Annotated in this window: 19 protein-coding genes; 3 read left to right on the top strand and 16 right to left on the bottom strand. The window is 74.5% G+C overall.

Annotation, left to right across the window (positions count from 1 at the left end):
- Window positions 1-21: 21 nt before the first annotated feature.
- A complete protein-coding gene (locus NFS20_RS05125; RefSeq protein WP_251150687.1) occupies window positions 22-531 on the top strand; it encodes a GNAT family N-acetyltransferase in 510 nt (169 codons plus the stop codon).
- Window positions 532-637: 106 nt separating this feature from the next.
- On the top strand, window positions 638-1,096 hold the full coding sequence (locus tag NFS20_RS05120) for a hypothetical protein (RefSeq protein WP_251150686.1): 459 nt from the start codon (window positions 638-640) through the stop codon (window positions 1,094-1,096).
- 59 nt (window positions 1,097-1,155) lie between these two features.
- Here NFS20_RS05120 and NFS20_RS05115 read toward each other — a convergent pair whose 3' ends face one another.
- The 15 genes from NFS20_RS05115 to rimP form a co-directional block, all read right to left on the bottom strand.
- The gene (locus tag NFS20_RS05115) at window positions 1,156-1,662 is read right to left on the bottom strand and encodes a hypothetical protein (RefSeq protein WP_251150685.1); all 507 of its coding nucleotides are present in this window, start codon (window positions 1,660-1,662) and stop codon (window positions 1,156-1,158) included.
- A complete protein-coding gene (gene dapB / locus NFS20_RS05110) occupies window positions 1,659-2,456 on the bottom strand; it encodes a 4-hydroxy-tetrahydrodipicolinate reductase (protein WP_285821103.1) in 798 nt (265 codons plus the stop codon). Before dapB ends, NFS20_RS05115 begins: the two co-directional genes overlap by 4 nt.
- A gap of 147 nt (window positions 2,457-2,603) precedes the next feature.
- The gene (locus tag NFS20_RS05105) at window positions 2,604-3,935 is read right to left on the bottom strand and encodes a M16 family metallopeptidase (RefSeq protein ID WP_251150684.1); all 1,332 of its coding nucleotides are present in this window, start codon (window positions 3,933-3,935) and stop codon (window positions 2,604-2,606) included.
- A 1-nt stretch (window position 3,936) separates the two neighbouring features.
- Window positions 3,937-6,186 carry a polyribonucleotide nucleotidyltransferase gene (locus NFS20_RS05100; protein WP_251150683.1) on the bottom strand — a complete coding sequence of 750 codons (2,250 nt, stop codon included), beginning with the start codon at window positions 6,184-6,186 and terminating at the stop codon, window positions 3,937-3,939.
- 289 nt (window positions 6,187-6,475) lie between these two features.
- Window positions 6,476-6,745 (bottom strand): 30S ribosomal protein S15, encoded by a 270-nt coding sequence (rpsO, locus tag NFS20_RS05095; RefSeq protein WP_251150682.1) that lies wholly within the window; start codon window positions 6,743-6,745, stop codon window positions 6,476-6,478.
- A 271-nt stretch (window positions 6,746-7,016) separates the two neighbouring features.
- Complete coding sequence (locus tag NFS20_RS05090; protein WP_251150681.1) at window positions 7,017-8,960, bottom strand: peroxidase family protein; 1,944 nt, start codon at window positions 8,958-8,960, stop codon at window positions 7,017-7,019.
- Between the two features lie 124 nt (window positions 8,961-9,084).
- The gene (locus NFS20_RS05085) at window positions 9,085-10,644 is read right to left on the bottom strand and encodes a DUF6297 family protein (RefSeq protein ID WP_251150680.1); all 1,560 of its coding nucleotides are present in this window, start codon (window positions 10,642-10,644) and stop codon (window positions 9,085-9,087) included.
- Window positions 10,645-10,651: 7 nt separating this feature from the next.
- Window positions 10,652-11,338: an ABC transporter ATP-binding protein gene (locus NFS20_RS05080; protein ID WP_251150679.1), complete on the bottom strand. Its 687-nt coding sequence runs from the start codon at window positions 11,336-11,338 to the stop codon at window positions 10,652-10,654.
- A complete protein-coding gene (locus tag NFS20_RS05075) occupies window positions 11,335-12,345 on the bottom strand; it encodes a bifunctional riboflavin kinase/FAD synthetase (protein ID WP_251150678.1) in 1,011 nt (336 codons plus the stop codon). The genes NFS20_RS05080 and NFS20_RS05075 overlap by 4 nt, the downstream gene beginning before the upstream one ends.
- Before the next feature lie 157 nt (window positions 12,346-12,502).
- Window positions 12,503-13,486, bottom strand: a complete 984-nt coding sequence (truB, locus tag NFS20_RS05070) for a tRNA pseudouridine(55) synthase TruB (RefSeq protein ID WP_251150677.1) — start codon at window positions 13,484-13,486, stop codon at window positions 12,503-12,505.
- Window positions 13,467-13,910, bottom strand: coding sequence for a 30S ribosome-binding factor RbfA (gene rbfA / locus NFS20_RS05065; RefSeq protein WP_251150676.1), 444 nt, complete (start codon window positions 13,908-13,910; stop codon window positions 13,467-13,469). Before rbfA ends, truB begins: the two co-directional genes overlap by 20 nt.
- Before the next feature lie 278 nt (window positions 13,911-14,188).
- Window positions 14,189-17,029, bottom strand: coding sequence for a translation initiation factor IF-2 (infB, locus tag NFS20_RS05060; protein ID WP_251150675.1), 2,841 nt, complete (start codon window positions 17,027-17,029; stop codon window positions 14,189-14,191).
- Between the two features lie 162 nt (window positions 17,030-17,191).
- Window positions 17,192-17,509, bottom strand: coding sequence for a YlxR family protein (locus NFS20_RS05055; RefSeq protein ID WP_353050434.1), 318 nt, complete (start codon window positions 17,507-17,509; stop codon window positions 17,192-17,194).
- A 116-nt stretch (window positions 17,510-17,625) separates the two neighbouring features.
- A complete protein-coding gene (gene nusA, locus NFS20_RS05050; protein WP_251150674.1) occupies window positions 17,626-18,711 on the bottom strand; it encodes a transcription termination factor NusA in 1,086 nt (361 codons plus the stop codon).
- 3 nt (window positions 18,712-18,714) lie between these two features.
- The gene (rimP, locus tag NFS20_RS05045; protein ID WP_285821102.1) at window positions 18,715-19,335 is read right to left on the bottom strand and encodes a ribosome maturation factor RimP; all 621 of its coding nucleotides are present in this window, start codon (window positions 19,333-19,335) and stop codon (window positions 18,715-18,717) included.
- A 121-nt stretch (window positions 19,336-19,456) separates the two neighbouring features.
- On the opposite strand from rimP, the gene NFS20_RS05040 reads away from it, so the two are divergent.
- Window positions 19,457-20,626 carry a DUF4439 domain-containing protein gene (locus NFS20_RS05040; RefSeq protein WP_251150672.1) on the top strand — a complete coding sequence of 390 codons (1,170 nt, stop codon included), beginning with the start codon at window positions 19,457-19,459 and terminating at the stop codon, window positions 20,624-20,626.
- Between the two features lie 57 nt (window positions 20,627-20,683).
- Here the strand turns inward: NFS20_RS05040 and NFS20_RS05035 are convergent, their stop codons facing one another.
- Entirely contained in the window at window positions 20,684-22,558 is a 1,875-nt protein-coding gene (locus tag NFS20_RS05035; protein ID WP_251150671.1) for a proline--tRNA ligase, read from the bottom strand.
- Window positions 22,559-22,583 lie beyond the last annotated feature (25 nt).

The following is a 22,583-nucleotide window of genomic DNA, read 5'->3' as shown; positions in this document are numbered from 1 at the left end:
CGGCCCGCCTAGGGTGGGCCCATGAGCCTCTTCCGCGAGACCGCCGACGTCTCCGTACGACCCGCGGTCCCCGGCGACGACGTCGCGATGACCGCGATCCAGGTGGGCGCGTGGCGTGCCGACCACCACGAGGTGCTCGGCGACGACGTCCTCGACGCGCTCGACACCGTCCGCATGCGCGAGCAGTGGGCGGCCGCGATCTCCGCGCCGCCCGGCCCCGGCTTCGGTGTGCTCGTCGCGTGCGACGGCGCCGACGTCGTCGGGTTCGCGGCGGTCGCGCCCGGGCAGCTCCTCGCGCTCGAGGTCGAGCCCCGGCACCAGCGCGGCGGACACGGCTCGCGCCTCCTGGCCGCCGCGGTCGACCGGCTCCGTCGCGACGGCGCGACCGAGGTCGTCACGTGGGTGCTCGACGGCGACGCCGGGCGCGAGGCGTTCCTCTCCGGTGCCGGGCTCGGACCGGACGGCCGCACCCGCACCCTCGCGACCGGCGTGCGGGACGTCGTCGAGCACCGGTGGGTCGCGGAGGTCTGACGGGCTGCGCACCGCGCCCCCGGCCCCGCCCCCTCAGAGGATTCGTCACACGACGGTGACACGGTCGTGACCCACGACGCCCACGGCGCTGCGAGGATCGACCGCCATGGGACTCCTCACCGACTACTTCGCCGCCGTCGGCGACGAGCACGCCGCGAGCGTCGCCGTCGAGGGACCCGGCGCCGTGGACCCCGCGACGATGCGCCGCACGTTCGCGGCGGTCGAGCTCAAGGGCATCGACCCGTTCGTGGTGCTCGGCACGCTGACGAGCCTCCTCGTCGGCCGGCCCTACGCGGAGGTCGTCCGCCTTCCTCGGCACGGCTCCCTCGTCGCGACGGCGGGTGACGAGGGACCGTGGGTGGTCACCGTGTCCGACGAGCTCGTCGCCGCGCTCGCCGCCGCGACGTCGGCCACGGTCGAGGAGATCGCCGTCCGGTGGGCCGCGACGGACGAGCTCGCGGGCTCCGACCCCCGGGACCTGGCGGGGGCGCTGCACGAGCTGGCGGCACTGTGCGTGCGCGTGGACGACGACGGGCACCGCCTCTACTGCTGGACGAGCCTGTGAGCCGGCGGCCGGGGCGCGTCCGCCGCCGAGTGCCGTCAGGTCGCGCGACCGGGGAGCGGTCAGCGCGGACGTGCGCGGTACAGGCGGGCGGCCGAGCGCAGCGCCTCGCGGGCACGCTTCCGGTCGCCCGAGGCGTCGTACGCGAACGCGAGGTGGTACCAGGCCTCCCAGCTCTCCGGCTCGGCCTCCACCGCCGCCCGGTACGGCCCGAACGCCTCGTCCGCGGCGGCCCGGTCGACGCGGCCCCCCGGTGACCGCGGCAGGTCGTCGACGGGCAGCCGCCCGGACCCGGCGAGCTCGTCGGCCATCCGCTGCACGGTCCCCGCGAGGAGGAACTCCCGGCCCACGAGCCCGACGACGAGGAGCGGCAGGACGAGCACGCCCGCGCCGATGGCCATCGCGGCCGGCTCACCGGTCCGGATCAGGGCGGCGGCGCGGCCCGCGACCTGCCAGACGTAGAGCGCGAGCAGCGCGGTGACGAGCACCGCGCCCACGATCGCCTTCCACGGACGGCGTGCCCGCGGCCCGACGGGACCGCCCGGGTCGCGGGGCGCACCGTGGCTCACGCCAGGTCCAGCACGTTCTCGAGCCCGACGGTCAGGCCCGGTCGCGACACGACCTCGCGCACCGCGAGCAGCACGCCCGGCATGAACGACACGCGGTCGAACGAGTCCTGCCGGATGACGAGCTGCTCCCCCGGGTTGCCGAAGAGGATCTCCTCGTGCGCGACGAGCCCGCGCAGCCGCACCGCGTGCACGCGCACGCCGTCGACGTCGGCACCGCGAGCCTCCCAGCCCGTCTCCGTGGCGTCGGGGGCGGGCGCCACGCCCGCGTCGGCACGGGCCGCGGCGATCGCGGCGGCGGTGTGCCGTGCGGTGCCCGACGGCGCGTCGACCTTGTCCGGGTGGTGGAGCTCGATGACCTCGGCCGACTCGAAGTAGCGCGCGGCCTTGGCCGCGAACGTCATCGCGAGCACGGCGGAGAGCCCGAAGTTCGGGGCGATGAGGACGCCGAGGCCGGGTCGTCCGTCGTCCGCCGCGCGCGCGAGGTGCTCGACCAGTCGGCCCCGGCTCTCGTCGGTCCAGCCCGTCGTCCCGACCACGGCGTGCACCCCGGCGTCGACGAGAGCGTGGACGTTCGCCTCGGTCGCGGACGGCACGGTGAAGTCGACGGCGACGTCCGCACCGCCGAGCGTCGCCGCCGAGATCGTGTCGCCCGCGTCGAGGCGCGCGACCAGCTCGAGGTCGGGGGCGCCGTCGACCGCCGCGCACACGGTCGCGCCCATGCGGCCCGCGGCGCCCAGCACGGCGACCCGCAGCGGGCCCGAGGTGGTCTGCCTGGTGGTGTTCTGCTCGCTCACGCCCGCCACCCTATCCGGCGGGTCGACGCGTCCCGGTCGACCGGGTGACGACGAGCACGACGACGGCCGCCCCTCCCGTGCGGGAGGGACGGCCGTGCGGCGGACCGTCAGGACGCGGTCGCGGGTGCGCGTCCGCCCTGGCGGCGCTCAGTCGCCGAAGGGACCGACGCGCACGACGGAACGAGCACGCGAGGCGAGCTCGCCCGCCAGCTTGCGCACGTCGTCCGCGGTGACCGACCGGATGGCGTCGAGCGACTCCTCGACGCTCAGCAGCTCGCCGTAGACGAGCTCGGCCTTGCCCAGGCGGCTCATGCGCGAGCCCGAGTCCTCCAGGCCGAGCACGAGGCCGCCCGCGAGCTGGCCGATGCTGCGGTCGAGCTCGGCGCCCGTGATGCCGTCGTCGGCGAACCGGTCCAGCTCGCCGTGCAGCAGCGCGGTCACCTCGTCGACCTTCGAGGGCGCGCAGCCCGCGTAGAGGCCGAACGTGCCGATGCCGCCGTGACCCGACGCGAACGAGTACGTCGAGTAGGCGAGACCGCGCTTCTCGCGGATCTCCTGGAAGAGGCGCGAGCTCATGCCCCCGCCGAGGGCGGCGCTGAGGACGGACAGCGTGAACCGGCGGTCGTCCGTGGCGGAGAGTCCCGTCCCGCCGATGATGACGTTGGCCTGCTCCACCGTGCGCCGGATGGTCAGCTCGACGCCGTCGGCCCCGACGCCCGCCAGCGCGGGGTCGTGGGGGTCGCGCCGCGCGCGGGGCGCTGCGGCCGCGTCGAGCGACCACCCGCCGTCGGTCAGGGCTCGCTCCACCTGGCCGACGAGCACGTCGTGGTCGACGCCGCCCGCCGCCGCGACCACGAGGGTCTCGGGCCGGTAGTGCCAGCGGTAGTGCTCCCACACGGCGTCGCGCGGGACGGCGTTGATGGTGTCGGGCGTGCCCCCGATCGGCCGCCCCAGCGGGTGGCCGGCGAGGACGGCCGCGGCGAACTCCTCGTGGACGACGTCCGAGGGGTCGTCGTCGTTCATCGCGAGCTCTTCGAGGATGACGCCGCGCTCGGTCTCGAGCTCGTCGGCGTCGAGGCGCGCGGAGGTCACCATGTCCGTGATGACGTCGACCGCCATCGGCAGGTCGGTGTCGAGCACGCGCGCGTAGTAGCAGGTGTGCTCCTTGCCGGTCGCCGCGTTGGCCTCACCACCGACGGCGTCGAACGCCTCGGCGATGTCCATCGCGGACCGACGCGCGGTGCCCTTGAACAGCAGGTGCTCGAGGAAGTGGGTCGAGCCGAAGTGGCCGTCGGTCTCGTCGCGCGAGCCCACGCCGACCCACGCGCCCATCGTGGCCGAGCGCAGGCCCGGCATCGACTCGGTGAGCACGCGGACCCCGCCGGGCAGGACGCTGCGACGGATGGTCGCACCGTCCTGCCCGGCGGTCAGCTCGGCCCCGGCGCTGCCGGCCGGGACGAGCGGGAGGTCCCAGGGCACGTCAGGCGTCGCCGCCCTCGGTGGCCGGAGCGTCCTCCGCGGCGCCGTCACCGGCGTCCTCGACCACGGCGTGCAGCGAGAGCTTGCCGCGCGGGTCGATCTCGCCGATCTCGACCTGGACCTTCTGGCCGATGGAGAGCACGTCCTCGACGTTCTCGACGCGCTTGCCGCCCACGAGCTTGCGGATCTGGCTGATGTGCAGCAGACCGTCCTTGCCCGGGGAGAGCGAGATGAACGCGCCGAAGGACGTCGTCTTGACGACGGTGCCGACGAAGCGCTCGCCGATCTCCGGGACGTGCGGGTTGGCGATCGCGTTGATCGCCGCGCGGGCGGCCTCGGCCGAGGGGCCGTCGGTGGCGCCGATGTAGACCGTGCCGTCGTCCTCGATGGAGATGTCCGCGCCCGTCTCCTCCTGGATCTGGTTGATCATCTTGCCCTTGGGGCCGATGACCTCGCCGATCTTGTCGACCGGCACCTTCACGGAGATGACGCGCGGGGCGTTCGGGGACATCTCGTCCGGGACGTCGATCGCCTCGGCGAGCACGTCCAGGATCGTCAGGCGCGCGTCGCGCGCCTGGGTCAGCGCGCCGCCGAGCACCGAGGCGGGGATGCCGTCGAGCTTGGTGTCGAGCTGGATGGCCGTGACGAACTCGCGCGTGCCGGCGACCTTGAAGTCCATGTCGCCGAAGGCGTCCTCGGCCCCGAGGATGTCGGTGAGCGCCGCGTAGCGCGTCTCACCGTCGACCGTGTCGGAGATGAGGCCCATCGCGATGCCCGCGACGGCCGCGCGCAGCGGCACGCCCGCGTTGAGGAGCGACAGCGTCGAGGCGCAGACCGAGCCCATGGACGTCGACCCGTTGGAGCCGAGGGCCTCGGACACCTGACGGATGGCGTACGGGAACTCCTCGCGGCTCGGCAGCACCGGCACGAGCGCGCGCTCGGCGAGGGCGCCGTGCCCGATCTCGCGACGCTTGGGGCTGCCCACGCGGCCGGTCTCACCGGTCGAGTAGGGCGGGAAGTTGTAGTTGTGCATGTAGCGCTTGCGCGTCTCCGGACCGAGCGAGTCGATCTGCTGCTCCATGCGGAGCATGTTGAGCGTCGTGACGCCCATGATCTGGGTCTCGCCACGCTCGAACAGCGCGGAGCCGTGCACGCGCGGGAGCACCTCGACCTCGGCCGAGAGCGTGCGGATGTCCGCGAGCCCACGACCGTCGATGCGCACGCCGTCCGTGAGGACGCGCTGGCGCACGAGCTTCTTCTGCAGCGAACGGTACGCCGCCGACAGCTCCTTCTCGCGGCCGTCGAACCCGGCCTGGAGCTTGCCCACCATCTCGTTCTTGATCTCGTCGAGACGGTTCTCGCGGTCCTGCTTGTCCGCGATCGCGAGCGCGTCGCGCAGGTCCGCCGCGACCTCGGCCTCGACGGCCGCGAACGCGTCGTCCTGGTACTCGAGGAAGACGGGGAACTCGCGGACCGGCTTCGCGGACTGCGCGGCGAGCGAGGCCTGCGCGTCGCACAGGGCCTTGATGAACGGCTTCGCCGCCTCGATGCCCTCGGCGACGACGTCCTCCGTCGGGGCACCCACGCCCTCGTCCTTGATGAGGCCCCACGCGTTGTCGGTGGCCTCGGCCTCGATCATGGCGATCGCGACGTCGGTCGAGCCGTCCGCCGCGACGACGTTGCGGCCGGCGACGACCATGTCGAAGACGGCGCGCTCCTTGTCGGAGTACTTGGGGAACGCGACCCACTGGCCGTCGATCAGCGCTATGCGCACCGCGCCGACCGGGCCGGAGAACGGCAGGCCGGAGATCTGCGTCGACGCCGAGGCGGCGTTGATCGCGAGGGTGTCGTACGCGTCGTCCGGGTGGATCGCGAGGACGGTGATGACGACCTGGACCTCGTTGCGCAGGCCCTTGACGAACAGGGGGCGCAGCGGGCGGTCGATGAGGCGGCAGGCGAGGATCGCGTCCGTCGAGGGACGGCCCTCACGGCGGAAGAACGAGCCGGGGATGCGGCCCGCGGCGTACATGCGCTCCTCGACGTCCACCGTCAGCGGGAAGAAGTCGAACTGCTCCTTGGGGTGCTTGCCGGCCGTCGTGGCCGACAGGAGCATGGTCTCGTCGTCGAGGTACGCGGCGACGGAGCCCGCCGCCTGACGGGCGAGGCGCCCGGTCTCGAACCGGACGGTGCGGGTGCCGAAGCGACCGTTGTCGATCGTGGCCTCGGCGAACTGGATCTCGGGACCCTCCACGGGTGCCCTCCCTTTCTCGAAGCGCCGCCCGGGTAGCCCTGTCGAGGGTTCCGGTCCGTGCCGCTCGCGCGCGTGGCGCGCAGAGGGCTCCGGTCGCGCTCGACGCTCGGCGGTCTTCGATCGAGGTCCACGGCGGTACCCGTCCGTCGTCCGGGAGGACGACGCGCGACGGGGTCCGTGGGCCACTACCGAGGACCGAACGAGAGGCCGGCGGCGCAGTGGGTGTTCTACGGGTACATCTCACCAGACCAGCCCGGCCCCCGCAGGGGACCGGGCTGGAGAGGGTGGTTCAGCGGCGCAGACCGAGACGCTCGATCAGGCTGCGGTAGCGGTTGATGTCGACCTTCTGCAGGTAGCCGAGGAGACGGCGACGCTGGCCGACGAGGAGGAGCAGGCCACGACGGCTGTGGTGGTCGTGCTTGTGCTCCTTGAGGTGCTCAGTCAGGTCCTTGATGCGCTGCGAGAGCATCGCGATCTGGACCTCCGGCGAACCGGTGTCGCCCTCGCTCGTCGCGTACTCGGTCATGATGCGCTGCTTCGTGGCAGTGTCGAGCGGCACGGTTCTCCTTCGGGTTCGTTGCGCGGCGCGTCAGGAGGAACTTCCTGAGGCTCTCTGGATCCGCGGCCGATCAGACGGCCCGTCGATCTTACCAGGTGGACACCCTCGCGCGGTCCGGCCGGCGGCCGGCCCGACGGCTCGACCGGCGGCTCGACCGGCGGCTCGACCGCGGACCGGACGCAGCACGACGGCGCGACCTCCCCGCGAGGGAGGCCGCACCGTCGTGCCTGGTGGCCTGGTGGCCTGGTGGCCTGGTGGCCTGGCGGTCAGGTCACGGTGCGCCGTCGTGCCCGGCGGTGCCGTCGCCGCGGAACTCCCCCGCGGCGTCGGGCAGCACGCCTGCGAACCGCAGGACGTCCGGCAGCGTGAGGACGAGCGACCCGTCCTCGAAGTGCACTCCCTGCGCGGGCGTCCAGTGGTTGCTCGCGCGCACGTAGGACGTGTCGTCCTGACGCAGGAGGTACACGAACGTCTCCGCCAGCACCCTGCTCCCCACGTCGCCGAGGAAGCTCCCGTTGCCCTGGACCTCCGCCTCCTTGAGCACGTAGTACCACAGCGGCGTGCCGCCGTGGTCGCCTCCGCGCAGGGCGGCGAGAGCCTGCTTGACGTCGTCGCCGGCACGGTCCTCGAGCTCGGCGGTCGTCAGTGGCGTGACCCCGAGCGCGTTCGCGACCGCCTCACCCGTCGGGAGCGCGAGCATGTAGCCGCGCAGGAGGTTGCGCTGGGCGAGCTGCTTCTGCAGCGCGCTCGCGGCGAGCTGCTGCGGCGTGTGCGTGGGCGGCTCGTCGGGCAGCACGCCCTCCTTGACGAGCGTCCCGAGGCTCGGAGCGAGGAACGTGTCGATCTTCTCGGCCATGCGGAACGGCGACGGGTCGCCCTTGTCCACGAACCGCGTCCACTCGATGGGCCAGTTCGACGGGAGCGCCGGGCCGCCCGACGGTCCCGGGAACAGGCTGCCGCCGTTGCCCGTGAACTGGAACAGCTGGACCAGGCTCGCGTTGGCGGGCGGCGGCCCCGTGAAGTTGACGTTGAAGTCGTACGTGTCGCGGATCATCGAGTGGCCGAAGCGGAACGCCGCGACGGCGAACTCGAGCGGCATCGAGATCGGGTAGCGCGGGCGGTACACCGACGTGTCCCGGAAGAGGACCGCGTCGAGCACACCGGGCTTCGTTAGCGTGCGCAGGTAGTCGTTGACGACGAGCCACTGGTAGTGCCACCGCACGAGCTGGCTCGCGCGCTCGAACACTGCGCGCTCGCCCCCGACACGGACCCACGGCTCGAACTCACCGACCCAGTCGACGACCGCGTTGTGGAACCGGATCATCGCGAGGTGGAACTGCGCCACGACGAGGTTCTCGTCGTTGCGCCCGTCCGGGATGAGCGGAGAACCCGTCTCGTCGCGCGGGAGGTCGCGCTGCGCGTCGTCGCCGGGCGCGACGAGCGCGAACGTCGGGCCGCCGGGGAACGCGACGGGCTCCGTCGCGATACGGCCGAGACGGAGCTTGGCCGACCCGGGGACGTACGACGCCTCGCTGCGCGTGGTGCCGACGCCCGGTTCCCCCTCGAACACCGGCCCGCTGCCGTAGAGCGAGTCCAGGTTGAGGGCGGGGTGGCGGCCGTTGTGGAGCGAGCGGACGACGACCTTCGGGCCGAAGACCGCGAACGGGGACGCGTCGACGTCGCCCAGCGCCTGGTCGCCGCCGTCGCCGGACGTCGTGTCCGGCCCGTTCGTGTTGAGGGTGATGTCGTGGTCGATGAACTGGCCCCAGTACGTGTAGACGGCCGGGACGTGGGAGTTGAGGTCGACCGGCGGTCGCCCCGGCACCGGCGCCGGACGGGCCACCATGGCCGTGCCGAGGGCCGTGAGCGCCTGGACCGTGCTCGCCGTCGCGCCGTCGCCCACCGGCAGGTGGAACGCGGGGAACCGGTCGGCGAGCTCCGGGAAAAGGTAGTCGAACGCGGTCGTGGAGTCGTACCGGTGCAGCAGGTGGTCGCGGGCGACGGCTGCCTCCGCGGCGGGCAGGAGCGGTGCGTTCGACGACGCCGGGTCGACGCGCTCGTCGGGGGTGTCGTCGACGGCGGCGACGGTCGATCCGTGGCCGACGCTGCGCACGGTCCGGCCGATCGGGGTGGACGCCTGGTCGACGGCGTCGGGGGCGACGGCGTCGACCACGTCCTCGGCGACGGTGGCCGCCGGGTTCTGCTGAGCCTCCATGGCTCGAGCCTTCCTGTGAGTGGGACGTTGCGAGGCGGCCGACAGGGCCGCGACGGCGCAGCACGGCTGTGATGCGCCTCACACCCGGAGGGAGGCGAGCGCCGAGGGTTCGTGACCTTCGCGGTCAGCGCGACCGGACGTGCGACACCACGGCGAGCGCGACGGCCGCTGCGAGCGCCTGCGCCACGAGCGTCCCCCAGCCCGCGGATCCCACGAGGAGCGCGACCCCGAGCGGGACGGAGCCGAGGAGCGCGACGTCGGGGCCGACGCGGAAGGCGGCGGCCGCACCGGTCGGGATCCCGCCGGCGGGCGTGGCGAGGAGCGGGGCCGACCAGTCGGGCGGGGTGCGGTACGCGCTGCGGACGGCTGCGGCGCCCTGCACGACGCCGCACAGCCCGGCGAGGACGAGCCACCGCGCGTCGCCCGTGCCGAGCGCGAGCGGCACGACGCCCAGACCGAGGCAGACGACGGCCGTCAGCGCCGGGGTGACCACGCGCGCGAGCCGCCCCACCCGCGCGCCGACGGGCACGAGCGCGTCGAGGACCGGGACGAGGTCGGCGGTCCGTGCGCCCTCCGCCCCGAGGTGCGCCGCGCGCAGACCCGCGGCGACCAGCACGACGAAGGCGCCGAAGCCCGACGCGAGCGCCGGCACCTGGTGGACGACGACGAGCAGCGCCGCGAGGCCGGCGAGGTGCGCGAGCGACGTCGGGCTGCGGCGCAGCAGCACGAGGTCGGCCGCGACGACCGCCGTGGCGGGTCCGCGCACGACGCGCAGCGACGCAGCGCGCCGGACGCGCCGCTGCGCCCCGCCCGCGCGCGCGAACGCACGACCGAGCTCGCGGACGTCGAGCGAGAGCACCGCTCCGCCCACGTGGTCCAGGACCGACCCCTGCGCGCGCAGGACGGGGGCGCCCAGGCGTTCCCGGCGCGTCCACCACCAGACGGCGAGACCGGCCGCGACGGCGCCGAGGACGAGGACCACCAGCGGCGGGAGCGTCGCCGTGACGTCCGCGCCGCCCCGGAGCACGAGGGCGACGCCCGCCACCGGGACGACGGCGACGGCGACGTCCGCCCAGCGCGCGAGCCGGGCCGTGGCGCGCGCGTGCGGCTGGACGAGTCCCGCGACGACGACGAGGAGCACGGCCACGACGCCGACGGCGAGCGCGGCCCGCGCGGCGTCGACGACACCGGCGGCCGTCCCGAGCGCGATCGCCGCTCCCCCGAGCGCGCCCAGACCCGCGCCGGCGAGCAGGGCGCGGGCGTACGACGGCGAGAGGAGACCGCCGCGCCCGGACGGCGCCGGGAGCCACCACCGCGCGCCCGCGCTGCCCACCCCCAGCGGCCCGAGGCGAGCGGCGGCGGCGAGCACGACGGCCAGGAACGCGCACGTCACGAGCGCCCGGACCGTCGACGCGCTCAGCACGACGTCCGCGTCGGCGCCCGGGTCGGCGAGCAGCACCCCGCGCACCACGTTCGCGGCACCGGCGACCATCCCGACCGCGAGCAGCGCCGACACGACGGCGTAGGCGACGTCGACGACCACCTCGCCCGGACCGGCGTCGGCCCGGGCGCGCACGGCGCGGGCCGTGAGCGTGCGCAGCTCACGACCGGTGAGGAGCTCGTCCGGGTCGGTGCGCACCTCGGGCAGGGGGCCGCGCCCGGCGCCCGACGACAGCTCGCTCACGGGCGTGTCACCGCACCTCGGCGAGCACGTCGCGCGTCCGGTCGGAGGCGAGGACGGTGCACGCGTCGTCCCCGACGAGCAGCCCGTGCGGTTCCAGAGCGCCGACGAGCACCGGGTCGTGGGACGCGAGCACGACCGCCGTGCCGCGCCGGGCCTCGTCGCCGAGGAGGACCGCGAGGTCGGCGCGCATGCCCGGGTCGAGCCGCTGCTCGGGCTCGTCGAGCACGAGCAGGTCGCGCGGGCGGACGAACCCTGCGGCGAGCAGGAGCCTGCGACGCTGGCCCGACGAGAGCTCGGTCGGGAAGGCCCCGCCGTGCGAGGCGATCCCGAAGCGGTCGAGGAGCGCGTCGACGACCACGCCCGCGCGCGGTACGCCGTGGCCGCGCGCCACGAGGACGAGGTGCTCGCGCACCGTGAGCCCCGGGAAGTACGCGTCGTCGTCGAGGACGCCCGCGACGCGCGCGCGGAAGGCGCGCTCGCGCTCGTCGACCGGGCGGCCGAACGCGGCGACCGAACCCGAGAGCGGCGGCTGGAGGCCGAGGAGCGTGCGCAGGAGGGTCGACTTGCCGCTCCCGTTGGGTCCGACGACGGCCCACACCTCGCCGGCGCGCACCGTGAGGTCGACCGGCGCGCAGACCGGCACGTCCCCGTAGCCGACCCGGAGGCCGCGTGCCTCGAGGGCCGGCGCGCTCACGCCGCGGGACCCACGTCGGCCGCGAGCACCGTGCGCGCGCGCGCCACGTCGTCGTGCATCTGCGCGACGAGGGGCTCGACGCCGTCGAAGCGCAGCGTCGGCCGGAGGCGGTCGACGAGCTCGAGGACGACGTCCTCGTCGTAGAGGTCCAGGTCGGTGCGGTCGAGCACGTAGGCCTCGACGCGCCGCTCGAGTCCGTCGAACGTCGGGTTGGTGCCGATGGAGATCGCGGCGGGCAGCCGGACGTCCGGGTGGTCCGGGTCGGCGGCGGCGAGCTGCGGGCGTTCCAGCCATCCGGCGTAGACGCCGTCCGCGGGGACCATGCCGGCGATCTCCCCGAGGTTGGCCGTCGGGAACCCCAGGTCGCGACCGCGCGCGTCGCCGTGGACGACGGCTCCGCGCACCCGGTGGTGACGCCCGAGGATGCGCGCCGCCTCCCGGACGTCGCCCGCCGTGAGGAGCGCCCGCACACCGGTCGACGACCAGCGGGCGTCGTGCCCGGCGTCGCCCTCGGTGACGGGGACGCCCTGGTGCTGTCCGACGTCGTCGATCGCGACGACCTCGAACCCGTGGCGCGCGCCGAGCTCGACCATCGTGGCGAGGGTGCCGGAGTTGTCCCGTCCGAACCGCACGTCGTGACCGACGACGACGGTCCCGGCGTGCAGGCCGTCGACGAGGTACGTCTGCACGAACTCCTCGGGCGTCTGGCGCGCGAAGCCGAGCGTGTACTCCACGAGGAGGACCGCGTCGAGGCCGGTGGCCGCGAGCAGCTCGACCCGGTCCGCGATGCCCGTGATCAGCTCGGGCGCCTCGTCCGGCCGGTGCACGACGGCGGGGTGCGGGTGGAACGTCACGGCGACGGCCCGGGCGTCGCGCGACCGGGCGAGGTCGACGATGCGGCCGAGGACCTGTGCGTGGCCGCGGTGGACGCCGTCGAAGTTGCCGAGGGTCACGACGGTCGGGCCGAACCCCGACGGGACCTGGCTCAGGGCCGTCCACAGGTGCACGTGCGAGCTCCTCGGGTGGTGTAGGGATCGGTCGTCCGGCCGGTGGCGTGCCGACGTCCTGCCGGGCGACGGTGTCGCGAGGGTCAAGCCTGCCACGACGGGGACCGGCCGTCGTGACCGCGCGACCCCCGCGAGGAGGTCGGTGGTGTGGTGCAGGTCACGCAGGCGCGAGCACGAGGACGGGCCGCGCGAGGTCCGCACCGCCCCGGCGGGTGTCCTCGACGAGCGCGACGAGCGTGCCGTCGGGCGCCATCGCGGCCGTCGTCCCTGCGGCGCCCGACGCCGCGACCCACTGACCGTAGGACAGCGCGACGGACTCGGCGTCGGTGAGGTCGCGCACCGGGAAGGTCGCGCGCGCCGCGTCGGCGAGCGGCACCGTGGCGAGGACCTCGTCCCGGTCGGCCTGCGCCTCGGCCTCCTCGAGCGTGACGGCCCCCTCGAGGGCGTAGCCGCCGACCCGCGTGCGTCGCAGCGCCGTGAGGTGTCCCCCGACGCCGAGAGCGGCCCCGAGATCCCGGGCGAGCGCACGGACGTACGTGCCCGACGAGCACACGACGGTGACGTCGAGGTCGAGGGCCGCGGGGACGTCGTCGGGCAGGCCGGCGGTGCCGGGCGCGACCGTGCGCGCGTCGTGCACGTCGAACCGCGACACGGTCACGGGCCGGGCCGCGAGCTCGACCTGCTCGCCCGCACGGACGCGCGCGTACGCGCGCTTCCCGTCGACCTTGATCGCGCTGACCGCGCTCGGCGCCTGGAGGATGTCGCCCGTGAGGCGTGCCACCTCCGCGTCGAGGGCCGCCCGTACGACGCCGGACGCGTCGGCCCGGGCGACGACCTCGCCCTCGGCGTCGTCGGTCGTCGTCGTCACGCCGAGGCGCACGGTCGCCCGGTACTCCTTGTCGGCGCCCACGACGTACGTCAGCAGCTTCGTCGCCCGACCCACGCCCAGCACGAGCACGCCGGTGGCCATCGGGTCGAGCGTCCCGGCGTGCCCGACCTTGCGCGTGCCGGCGAGCCGCCGGACGCGCCCGACGACGTCGTGGCTCGTCCAGCCCGCGGGCTTGTCGACGACGAGGAGCCCGTCGGGCGCGGTCGGGCGCCGCGGCGGCGGCGCGGGGCGGTCAGTCCTCGGCGCGCTCATCGCCCTGCTCGGGCGTGCGGTACGGGTCCTCGTCGCCCGCGAAGGACTTGCCCTCGCGCAGCGCGGCGAGCTCGGCGTCACGACGCCGGGCCTCGATGAGCGCAGCGTCGAGGTGCGCCGCCGTCTCGGGCACGGAGTCCAGGTGGAACTCGAGCGTCGGCGTGAGGCGGATGCCCGTCTGCTTGCCGACCTCGGACCGGATGATCCCCTTCGCGCTCTCCAGCGCGGCGGCGGTGCCCTCCCGCTCCTCGTCGGTGCCGTAGACCGTGTAGAACACCGAGGCGTTCTGCAGGTCCCCGGTCACGCGCACGTCGGTGACGGTGACGAACCCGAGCCGCGGGTCCTTGATCCGCGTGTCGAGCATCTGCGCGACGATGACCTTGATCCGGTCGGCGAGCTTCCTCGCCCGAGGGTGATCGACCATGACATTCTTCCTTTCATGCCGGGCGGCGCCGGCTCGATGACGGGACGACCGTACGCCGCGCCGTGGTCCCCGGCCGAGCCGGGGGGCGCACGCAGAGGACCGGGGCGCAGCAGGGCGGCGGCGGGTCGTGGTGGGTCTGGCGGGAGCCCGCGAGGGACGAGCGGGCGGATGGTAGACCCGCCGCCGCCCTGCGGAGTCACGGTCCGGAGGTGAGCCGGCGCCGCAGGTACGCCCGGGGGCGGCCACGAAACGTGACCGCCCCCGAGCAACGTCGAACGTCAGGAACGCGGCTTCTCCCGCATCTCGAACGTCTCGATCGTGTCGCCGATCTGCAGGTCGTTGAAGGACCCGAGCCCGATACCGCACTCGTAGCCCTCGCGGACCTCGGTCGCGTCGTCCTTGAACCGCTTGAGCGACTCGACCGTGAGGTTGTCCCCCACGACCTTGCCGTCGCGCAGCACGCGCGCCTTGGCGTTGCGGCGGATCTCGCCGGACCGGACGATCGACCCGGCGATGTTGCCGAACTTGGAGGAGCGGAAGATCTCGCGGATCTCCGCGGCGCCCAGCTGGGCCTCCTCGTACTCCGGCTTGAGCATGCCCTTGAGCGCTGCCTCCACGTCGTCGATCGCCTGGTAGATGATCGAGTAGAAGCGGACGTCGACGCCCTCGCGCTCGGCCAGGTCCTCGACGCGCTCGCCGAACTTCACGTTGAAGCCGATGATGATCGCGTTGTCGACCGTCGCCAGGTTGACGTCGTTCTGCGTGATGGCACCCACACCGCGGTGGATGACGCGCAGCTCGACCTCCTCGCCGACGTCGATCTTGAGCAGCGCGTCCTCGAGCGCCTCGACGGCACCCGACACGTCGCCCTTGAGGACGAGGTTGAGGGTCTCGACCTTGCCCTGCTGGAGCGCCTGCGTGAAGTCCTCGAGGCTGATGCGCTTGCGGCGCTTGGCAAGGAGGGCGGCGCGCTCGGCGGCCTCGCGCTTCTCGGCGATCTGACGGGCGGTGCGCTCGTCGGGTGCCACGAGGAACGTGTCGCCGGCGCTCGGCACGGACGCGAGCCCGAGCACGAGGACCGGACGGGCGGGGCCCGCCTCGGTCACGGCGGTGCCGTGCTCGTCGAACATCGCGCGGACGCGGCCGTGGGCCGTGCCGGCGACGATCGCGTCACCGACGTGCAGCGTGCCGGACTGGACGAGGACGGTCGCGACGGCGCCGCGGCCCTTGTCCAGGTTGGCCTCGATGGCGACACCGCGCGCGTCCTTGTCGGGGTTGGCGCGCAGGTCGAGCGAGGCGTCGGCCGTGAGCAGGACGGCCTCGAGGAGGTCGTCGATGCCCATGTTCTGCTTCGCGGAGACGTCGACGAACATCGTGTCGCCGCCGTACTCCTCGGCCACCAGGTTGTACTCGGTGAGCTGCTGGCGGATCTTGGCGGGGTTGGCCCCCTCCTTGTCCACCTTGTTCACCGCGACGACGATCGGGACGTTCGCCGCCTGGGCGTGGTTGAGCGCCTCGATGGTCTGCGGCATGACGCCGTCGTCGGCGGCCACGACGAGGATCGCGATGTCCGTCACCTGGGCACCACGGGCACGCATGGCGGTGAACGCCTCGTGACCCGGGGTGTCGATGAAGGTGATGGCGCGGTCGTTGCCCTCGTGCTCGTGGCGCACCTGGTAGGCACCGATGTGCTGCGTGATGCCGCCGGCCTCGCCCGCGACGACGTCCGTCTGGCGGATCGCGTCGAGGAGCTTGGTCTTTCCGTGGTCGACGTGCCCCATGACGGTGACGACCGGCGGACGCGCCGCCAGCTCGTCGTCGCCCTCGGCCTCGAGCTCGGCGTCCAGGTCGATGTCGAACGACCCGAGCAGCTCGCGGTCCTCCTCCTCGGCCGAGACCATCTCGATGATGTAGCCGAGCTCGGACGCGAGGGTGCCGAACGTGTCCTCGTCGAGCGACTGCGTCGCGGTCGCCATCTCACCGAGGTGGAACAGCACCGTGACGAGGCTCGCCGGGTTCGCGTCGATCTTGTCGGCGAAGTCGTTCAGGGACGAGCCGTGCCGCAGGCGGACGACGGTCTTGCCGTTGCCGCGGGGAACCTGCACGCCGCCGAGCGACGGCGCCTGCATCTGCTCGAACTCCTGGCGCTTCGCCCGCTTCGACTTGCGTCCACGGACGGGGCGTCCGCCGGCGCGACCGAAGGCACCCTGGGTCGACCCGCGGCCTGCGCCACCGGGACGACCGCCACCACCGGGGCGACCGGCGAAACCGCCACCGGCGCCGGGGGCACCGCCACCGCCACCGGGACGGCCGCCGAAGCCACCGCGGCCTCCGCCGCCACCGCCGCCGCCGGGACGACCACCGGGAGCAGGACGCTCACCGGGACGGCCGACCGAGGTGCGGCCCGGCATCATGCCCGGGTTCGGACGGGGACCACCGGGACGCGGCGCGGGGCGGGGACCACCGGGACGGGGACCGCCCGAGCGCTCGCCACCACCGGCAGCAGCCCCGGCGTCGGTGCGCTCAGGACGGCTGCCCGGACGGGGCATGCCCTGGCTGGGCGCGAACGGGTTGTTGCCCGGGCGCGGGGCGCCGGGGCGAGGACCGCCCTGGCGCGGCATGCCCTGGCTGGGCGCGAACGGGTTGTTGCCCGGGCGCGACGCACCGGGGCGTGCGCCGGGACGCGGCGCGGGCGTGTTGGAGCCACCGCCCGGCTTGGGCGAGGCGGTCGGCTTCTGCGCGGGCGCAGGAGCCGGCGCGGGCGCCGGACGCTCTGCGGGCGCCGCTGCCTCGGCCGCAGGTGCCTGCGGCGCGGGCGCCGTGGCCGGTGCCTCGGCGGCAGGGGCCTCCGTCGCCGGTGCCGGGCGCGGCTCCGCCTTCGGGGCGGGCTTCGGTGCTGCGGGCTTCGACGCCGCCGCGGGCGCCGGACGGGCGGCCGCAGGACGGCTCGGCGCTGCTCCCCCGGCGGGGAAGGCGTCGCGCAGCTTGCGGACCACCGGTGGCTCGATGGTCGAGGATGCCGAGCGGACGAACTCACCGAGCTCCGTCAGCTTGGTCATGATGGTCTTGCTCTCCACCCCGAGCTCCTTCGCGAGCTCGTAGACGCGGACCTTTGCCACAACTCTCCTGTCTCGGCCCGCCCCGGACAGGGAGGACCGTCGTTAGTGCTGGGTGCTCATCGCTGGGTACTCATCGCGTGCCCATCGGCTTCTAACCCGCTTCCTTGTCGACGTGTCGTGCAGTGCGGCCGTGCGTGCGGCCACAGGGTGACCCGGCCCGGGTCATCCGGGGTCCTGGTCGTGACGCGCGGTTCGATCGTCCTTCTCCTGCTGGGCCTCGACGACGGCGCGGACCGCGGCGAGGTCGAGCGGGCCTACGAGTCGCAGGGCCCGCGGGACGGCCCGCCGGCGTTCCGCCGCCTCGAGGCACCGCGTCGTCGCGTGGAGCCACGCGCCGCGCCCTGGGAGCGACCGCCGGACGTCGACCGCGAGCCGGGGCTCGTCGGCGCTCGTGCCGGACCGGTCGACGACCAGACGGAGGAGGACGGATCTCAGGTCGCGCTCCCGGCACCCGACGCACGTGCGGACCGGACCCGACACCGGAGTTCCGGGGTTCGGGGGGAGGTCCGTGGGCACGGTCGGGATGCGGGCACGCGGCCCGGTCGATGACAGTCTAGCGCGCTGCCCCGCGGTACGTGACCGAGGCACCGTGCGCGCTACCGCTCCGCGGGCTCTCGACCCGCGGTCGGGGCCTCGCCGGCGGAGGAGCTCCGGTGGTCGGGAGACGCACCGTCGCCGCCCTCGTCGGAGCGGATGTCGATCCGCCACCCCGTGAGCTTCGCGGCGAGCCGGGCGTTCTGCCCCTCCTTGCCGATCGCGAGGGAGAGCTGGAAGTCCGGGACGACGACGCGGGCGGCGCGGGCCTCCGCGTCGACGATCGTGACGGACGACACACGGGCCGGCGAGAGAGCGTTCGCGACGAGGCGCGCAGGGTCGTCGCTGTGGTCGACGATGTCGATCTTCTCGCCGTGCAGCTCCGCCATGACCGCGCGGACGCGCGAGCCCATCGGCCCGATGCACGCGCCCTTGGCGCCGAGCCCCGGCACGGTCGAGCGCACGGCGACCTTGGACCGGTGTCCCGCCTCGCGGGCGATCGCGGTGATCTCCACGGAGCCGTCCGCGACCTCGGGGACCTCGAGCTCGAACAGCTTGCGCACGAGGTTCGGGTGCGTGCGGCTCAACGTGATCTGCGCGCCCTTCATTCCCCGGGCGACCTCGAGGACGTACGCGCGCAGGCGCTCGCCGTGCACGTACTCCTCGGTCGGGACCTGCTCGTGCGGCGGCAGGACCGCCTCGGTCCCGCCGACGTCGACGAGCACGACGCGCGGGTCGCGGCCCTGCTGGATGACCCCGGCGAGGACCTCGCCCTCCTTGCCGCGGAACGTGCCGAGGATCTGGTCGTCCTCGGCGTCCCGCAGGCGCTGCACGATGACCTGGCGCGCGGTGGACGTCGCGATGCGGCCGAAGTCCGCCGGCGTGTGGTCGAACTCGGGGCCGTGCTCGACGGGACCGCGCGGCGCGTCCTCGTCGTCGTCCTCCGACGGCGTCGCCGGGAGCTCCTCGCGGGCCCAGACCGTGACGTGGCCGCTCTTGCGGTCGAGCTCGACGCGCGCCCGGGGGTACGCGTCGGGCGTGCGGTGGTACGCGGACAGCAGGGCCTGCTCGATCGCGGCGACGAGGACGTCGAGGCTGATGTCCTTCTCGCGCTCCAGCAGGCGCAGCGCGCTCATATCGATGTCCATCGATCAGACCTCCTCGTCGTGGGGACCGCGGCCCGCGGTCTCGTCGTCGGCATCCGCCGTGTCGTCGGCGTCGAGCTCCGGCAGGTCGGCCTCGAGCGCGCGCTTCAGCTCGACCTGGACCTGCCCGCGCGCGACGTCCCCGAGGGCGACGACGCGGTCGGTCGTCGCGCCGCGCGGACCGGCGACGTCGAGGTGCAGCCCGGCGTCGTCGACGGCGCGGAGCCGCCCCTCGACGGAACCGCCGTCGGCCAGGACGAGCCGCACCAGCCGGCCGCGCGCGCGCAGGAAGTGGCGGCGCTCCGTCAGCGGCCGGTCGGTGCCGGGCGTCGAGACCTCGAGCGTGTAGGCGCCGGGAAGGGCGTCCAGCTCGTCGAGCGCGGCGGAGATCGGTCGCGTGGCCTCGGCCACCGCGTCGAGGCTGAGGCTGCCCTGCGCATCCTCGGGGAGGTCGAGGACCACCCGGACCACGGACCGCGCACCGGCGCGGGAGACCGTGACGTCCTCGAGGTGGAGCCCTGCCTCGTCCACCACCGGCTCGAGTCCCCGGCGCACGCTCTCCCGGAGCGCGTCACCGCCTCTGCCGCCGGTCTCCCCAGCGGCCTGTCGGCCCGCCTGCCCTGCCATCACTCAGCTCCTGTCCGCTCCCACGCCGGGCACGGATACGACCGGTGTGTTGTTGTGCTGTCTCTCGACCAGGGTCCAGCGTAACGACTCGCGCACCCGGAACATGACATCATCGCCCCCGATGACACCCGACGCCACCGCTGCCCGCCTCGCGCCCGGAGCCTCCGGGCGGGTCGCCCTGCGCAGCCCTCGGCCCCTGGTCCACGGCCGCCGCCACCGACGGCCGGTGCTCGCGGCGCTCGCCCTCGTGACCACCCTGCTGGTGGCGGGGTGCGGTGTGCGGCTCGAGACCCCCGAGCCCACGGAGCCGAGCCCCGACGTGCACGAGGTCGTCCGCCGGGCCGCCGTGGACGACGCGCTCGCCGTCGAGGACCTCGCGGCCGCCGTGGCACCGACCGTCACCGACCCGACCGTGCTCGCGGCGCTCGACGAGGCGGGCCGCTTCGCCGAGCAGCACGTGCAGGCGCTCGGCGGCGTGTACGAGTCGGGCCTGCCCGTGCCCACGGAGACCGACGGCGAGAGCTCGCCCGAACCGGTCGAGGTCACGACGTCGCCGGCCCCCGGTGAGGGGGACGACGAGGGTCCCGACGACCCCGCGGGCGACGGTTCGCAGGACGCACCGGTCACCGGGGACGGGACGGCGGACGGCACGAGCACCGCGGCGCCGACCACGGACGACGTCGTGACGGCGCTCGTCGGGGCGGCGCAGCGCACGCGCGCGTCCGCCGACCTGACGCAGGACGCGGAGCTCGCCCGACTGCTCGCGTCGGTCGCGGCGTCGGAGCACGTCTCGGCGCAGCGTCTCGCCGCCGCGACGGGCTCCGAGGCCGCGACGGACCTCGACGTCGCCGTCGTCCCTGTCGAGGACACGCCCTCGGGCGTCGGTGCCGCCGACCTCGCGACGCTCGTCGCCGCCGAGGACGCCGCCGGGTACGCCCTGGAGGTGCGCGGCGCCCAGGTCGACGGGGACGTCCGCACCGCGGCCGTCGCCCGCGCCGCCGAGCACCGCGCGCGGGCCCAGGCCTGGGCGCTCGCCGCAGGGACCGACGGCACGGACCAGGACCCGCGCCGGACCGCCTACGTGCTCCCTGACGGCGAGGACGTCACGACGCTCGCCCGGCGGCTCGAGACGGAGCTCACGGCGTCGTACGCGTCGCTCGTCGCGACCGCCGCCCCGGAGTCCCGCGGGGACGCGCTCGCGCTGCTCACCGACTCGTGGCTCGCCGCGCTCGCGTGGGGCGCGGCGCCCGTCGCGTTCCCCGGGATGCCGGAGCAGCAGCCCGCCTCCTGACGGGCCCCGCTCCGGCGTCCCGGAGCACCGGACGCGGCGGCCTCGGACACGGCCTGCTCAGGCGAGCAGCGCGTCCACCTGCTGCGCGACGTGCTCGACGGCGTCTCCCACCGCGACCTGCACGGCCTCGCCCGCGCGCGGGCGCACCTCGACGACCCCGTCGGCGAGACCACGGCCGACGACGAGCAGGAGCGGCACGCCGAGCAGCTCGGCGTCCTTGAACTTCACGCCCGGCGAGACCTTCGGGCGGTCGTCGTACACGACCTCGACACCGCGCGCGGCCAGCTCGGTCGCGAGCCGGTCGGCCTCCTCGAAGATGCTCGCGTCCTTCCCGGTGGCGACGACGTGCACGTGCGCCGGGGCGACGTGCGCGGGCCAGGCGAGCCCGGCGTCGTCGTGGTTCGCCTCGGCGAGGGCCGCGAGCACACGCGTGACGCCGATGCCGTACGAGCCCATCGTCACGACGACCTGCTTGCCGTTCTCGTCGAGCACCGTGAGGCCGAGGGCCTGGGCGTACTTGCGGCCGAGCGCGAAGATGTGGCCGATCTCGATCCCGCGCGCGAGCTCGAGCGGGCCCGACCCGTCCGGGGCGGGGTCGCCGGCGCGCACCTCGGCGGCCTCGACGGTGCCGTCGGCGGAGAAGTCCCGCTCGGCGACGAGGTCGAACACGTGGCGCCCGTCCTCGTTCGCCCCGGTGATCCAGCGTGTGCCCGCGACGACCCGCGGGTCGAGCAGGTACCGGATCGAGTGCCGCACGGGCTCGCCGTCGGCGGCGTCGTCGCGCGCGTCGGGCGCCTCGCGCTGGACGTTGGGGCCGAGCACCTGCGGGCCGAGGTAGCCCTTGACGAGCTCGGGGTGCGCGGCGAAGTCCGCGTCCGTCGCGGGCTCGACCTCGGCGGGCTCGAACGCCGCACCGACGCGCTTGAGGTCGACCTCGCGGTCGCCCGGCAGGCCGACGACGACGACCTCGCGGCGCCCGTCCGGGTGCGTCACGGCGAGCACGACGTTCTTCAGCGTGTCCGCGGCGGTCCACGCCCGGTCGCCGCGGGGGTGGTGCTCGTTCGCGAAGGCGACGAGCGAGTCGATGGTGGGCGTGCCCGGGGTGTCCTCGACGTGCGCGGTGGGCGCGGCGGTGTAGTCGACGGCGTCGGGCACGGGCGTGACCACGGCCTCGACGTTCGCCGCGTAGCCTCCCGCGGAGCGCACGAAGGTGTCCTCGCCGATCGGCGTCGGGGTGAGGAACTCCTCCGAGCGCGAGCCGCCCATCGCGCCGGACGTCGCCGCGACGACGACGTACTCGAGGCCGAGGCGCTCGAAGATGCGCCGGTACGCGTCCCGCTGCGCCTCGTACGAGCGCTCGAGGCCTTCGTCGGACACGTCGAACGAGTACGCGTCCTTCATGACGAACTCGCGCCCGCGGATGAGCCCGGCGCGCGGACGCGCCTCGTCGCGGTACTTCGTCTGGATCTGGTAGATCGTCAGCGGCAGGTCCTTGTACGACGAGTACAGGTCCTTGACGAGGAGCGTGAACATCTCCTCGTGCGTCGGGGCGAGGAGGTAGTCGCCGTCCTTGCGGTCCTTGAGCCGGAAGATGTTCGGCCCGTACTCCGTCCAGCGGCCCGTCGCCTCGTAGGGCTCCTTGGGCAGCAGCGCCGGGAAGTGCACCTCCTGCGCGCCCGCGGCGGCCATCTCCTCGCGCACGACGGCCTCGACCTTGCGCAGGACGCGCAGACCGAGCGGGAGCCACGTGTAGATGCCGGGGGCGGCGCGGCGGATGTAGCCCGCGCGGACGAGGAGCCGGTGGCTCGCGACCTCGGCGTCGGCCGGGTCCTCGCGCAGCGTCCGGACGAACAGGGAGGACAGGCGCAGCAGGTCGGCAGCGCCGGTGCTGGAGCGGCGCGCGGGGACGGCGCCGGACGTGACGGAAGACATGCGCCCAACCCTACCGGCGGGGAGG

Source organism: Cellulosimicrobium sp. Marseille-Q4280 (assembly GCF_943181405.1).
Classification (GTDB): domain Bacteria; phylum Actinomycetota; class Actinomycetes; order Actinomycetales; family Cellulomonadaceae; genus Cellulosimicrobium.
The sequence above is the reverse complement of the archived record's forward strand: the minus strand, read 5'-3'. Positions and strand labels throughout refer to the sequence as shown.

Coding starts and splice junctions, on each gene's coding strand:
- NFS20_RS05090 (WP_251150681.1), bottom strand. CDS start 8,960: ATGGAGGCTCAGCAGAACCCGGCGGCCACCGTCGCCGAGGACGTGGTC.
- rimP (WP_285821102.1), bottom strand. CDS start 19,335: ATGGCAGGGCAGGCGGGCCGACAGGCCGCTGGGGAGACCGGCGGCAGA.
- NFS20_RS05125 (WP_251150687.1), top strand. CDS start 22: ATGAGCCTCTTCCGCGAGACCGCCGACGTCTCCGTACGACCCGCGGTC.
- truB (WP_251150677.1), bottom strand. CDS start 13,486: ATGAGCGCGCCGAGGACTGACCGCCCCGCGCCGCCGCCGCGGCGCCCG.
- NFS20_RS05035 (WP_251150671.1), bottom strand. CDS start 22,558: ATGTCTTCCGTCACGTCCGGCGCCGTCCCCGCGCGCCGCTCCAGCACC.
- rbfA (WP_251150676.1), bottom strand. CDS start 13,910: ATGGTCGATCACCCTCGGGCGAGGAAGCTCGCCGACCGGATCAAGGTC.
- NFS20_RS05040 (WP_251150672.1), top strand. CDS start 19,457: ATGACACCCGACGCCACCGCTGCCCGCCTCGCGCCCGGAGCCTCCGGG.
- nusA (WP_251150674.1), bottom strand. CDS start 18,711: ATGGACATCGATATGAGCGCGCTGCGCCTGCTGGAGCGCGAGAAGGAC.
- NFS20_RS05120 (WP_251150686.1), top strand. CDS start 638: ATGGGACTCCTCACCGACTACTTCGCCGCCGTCGGCGACGAGCACGCC.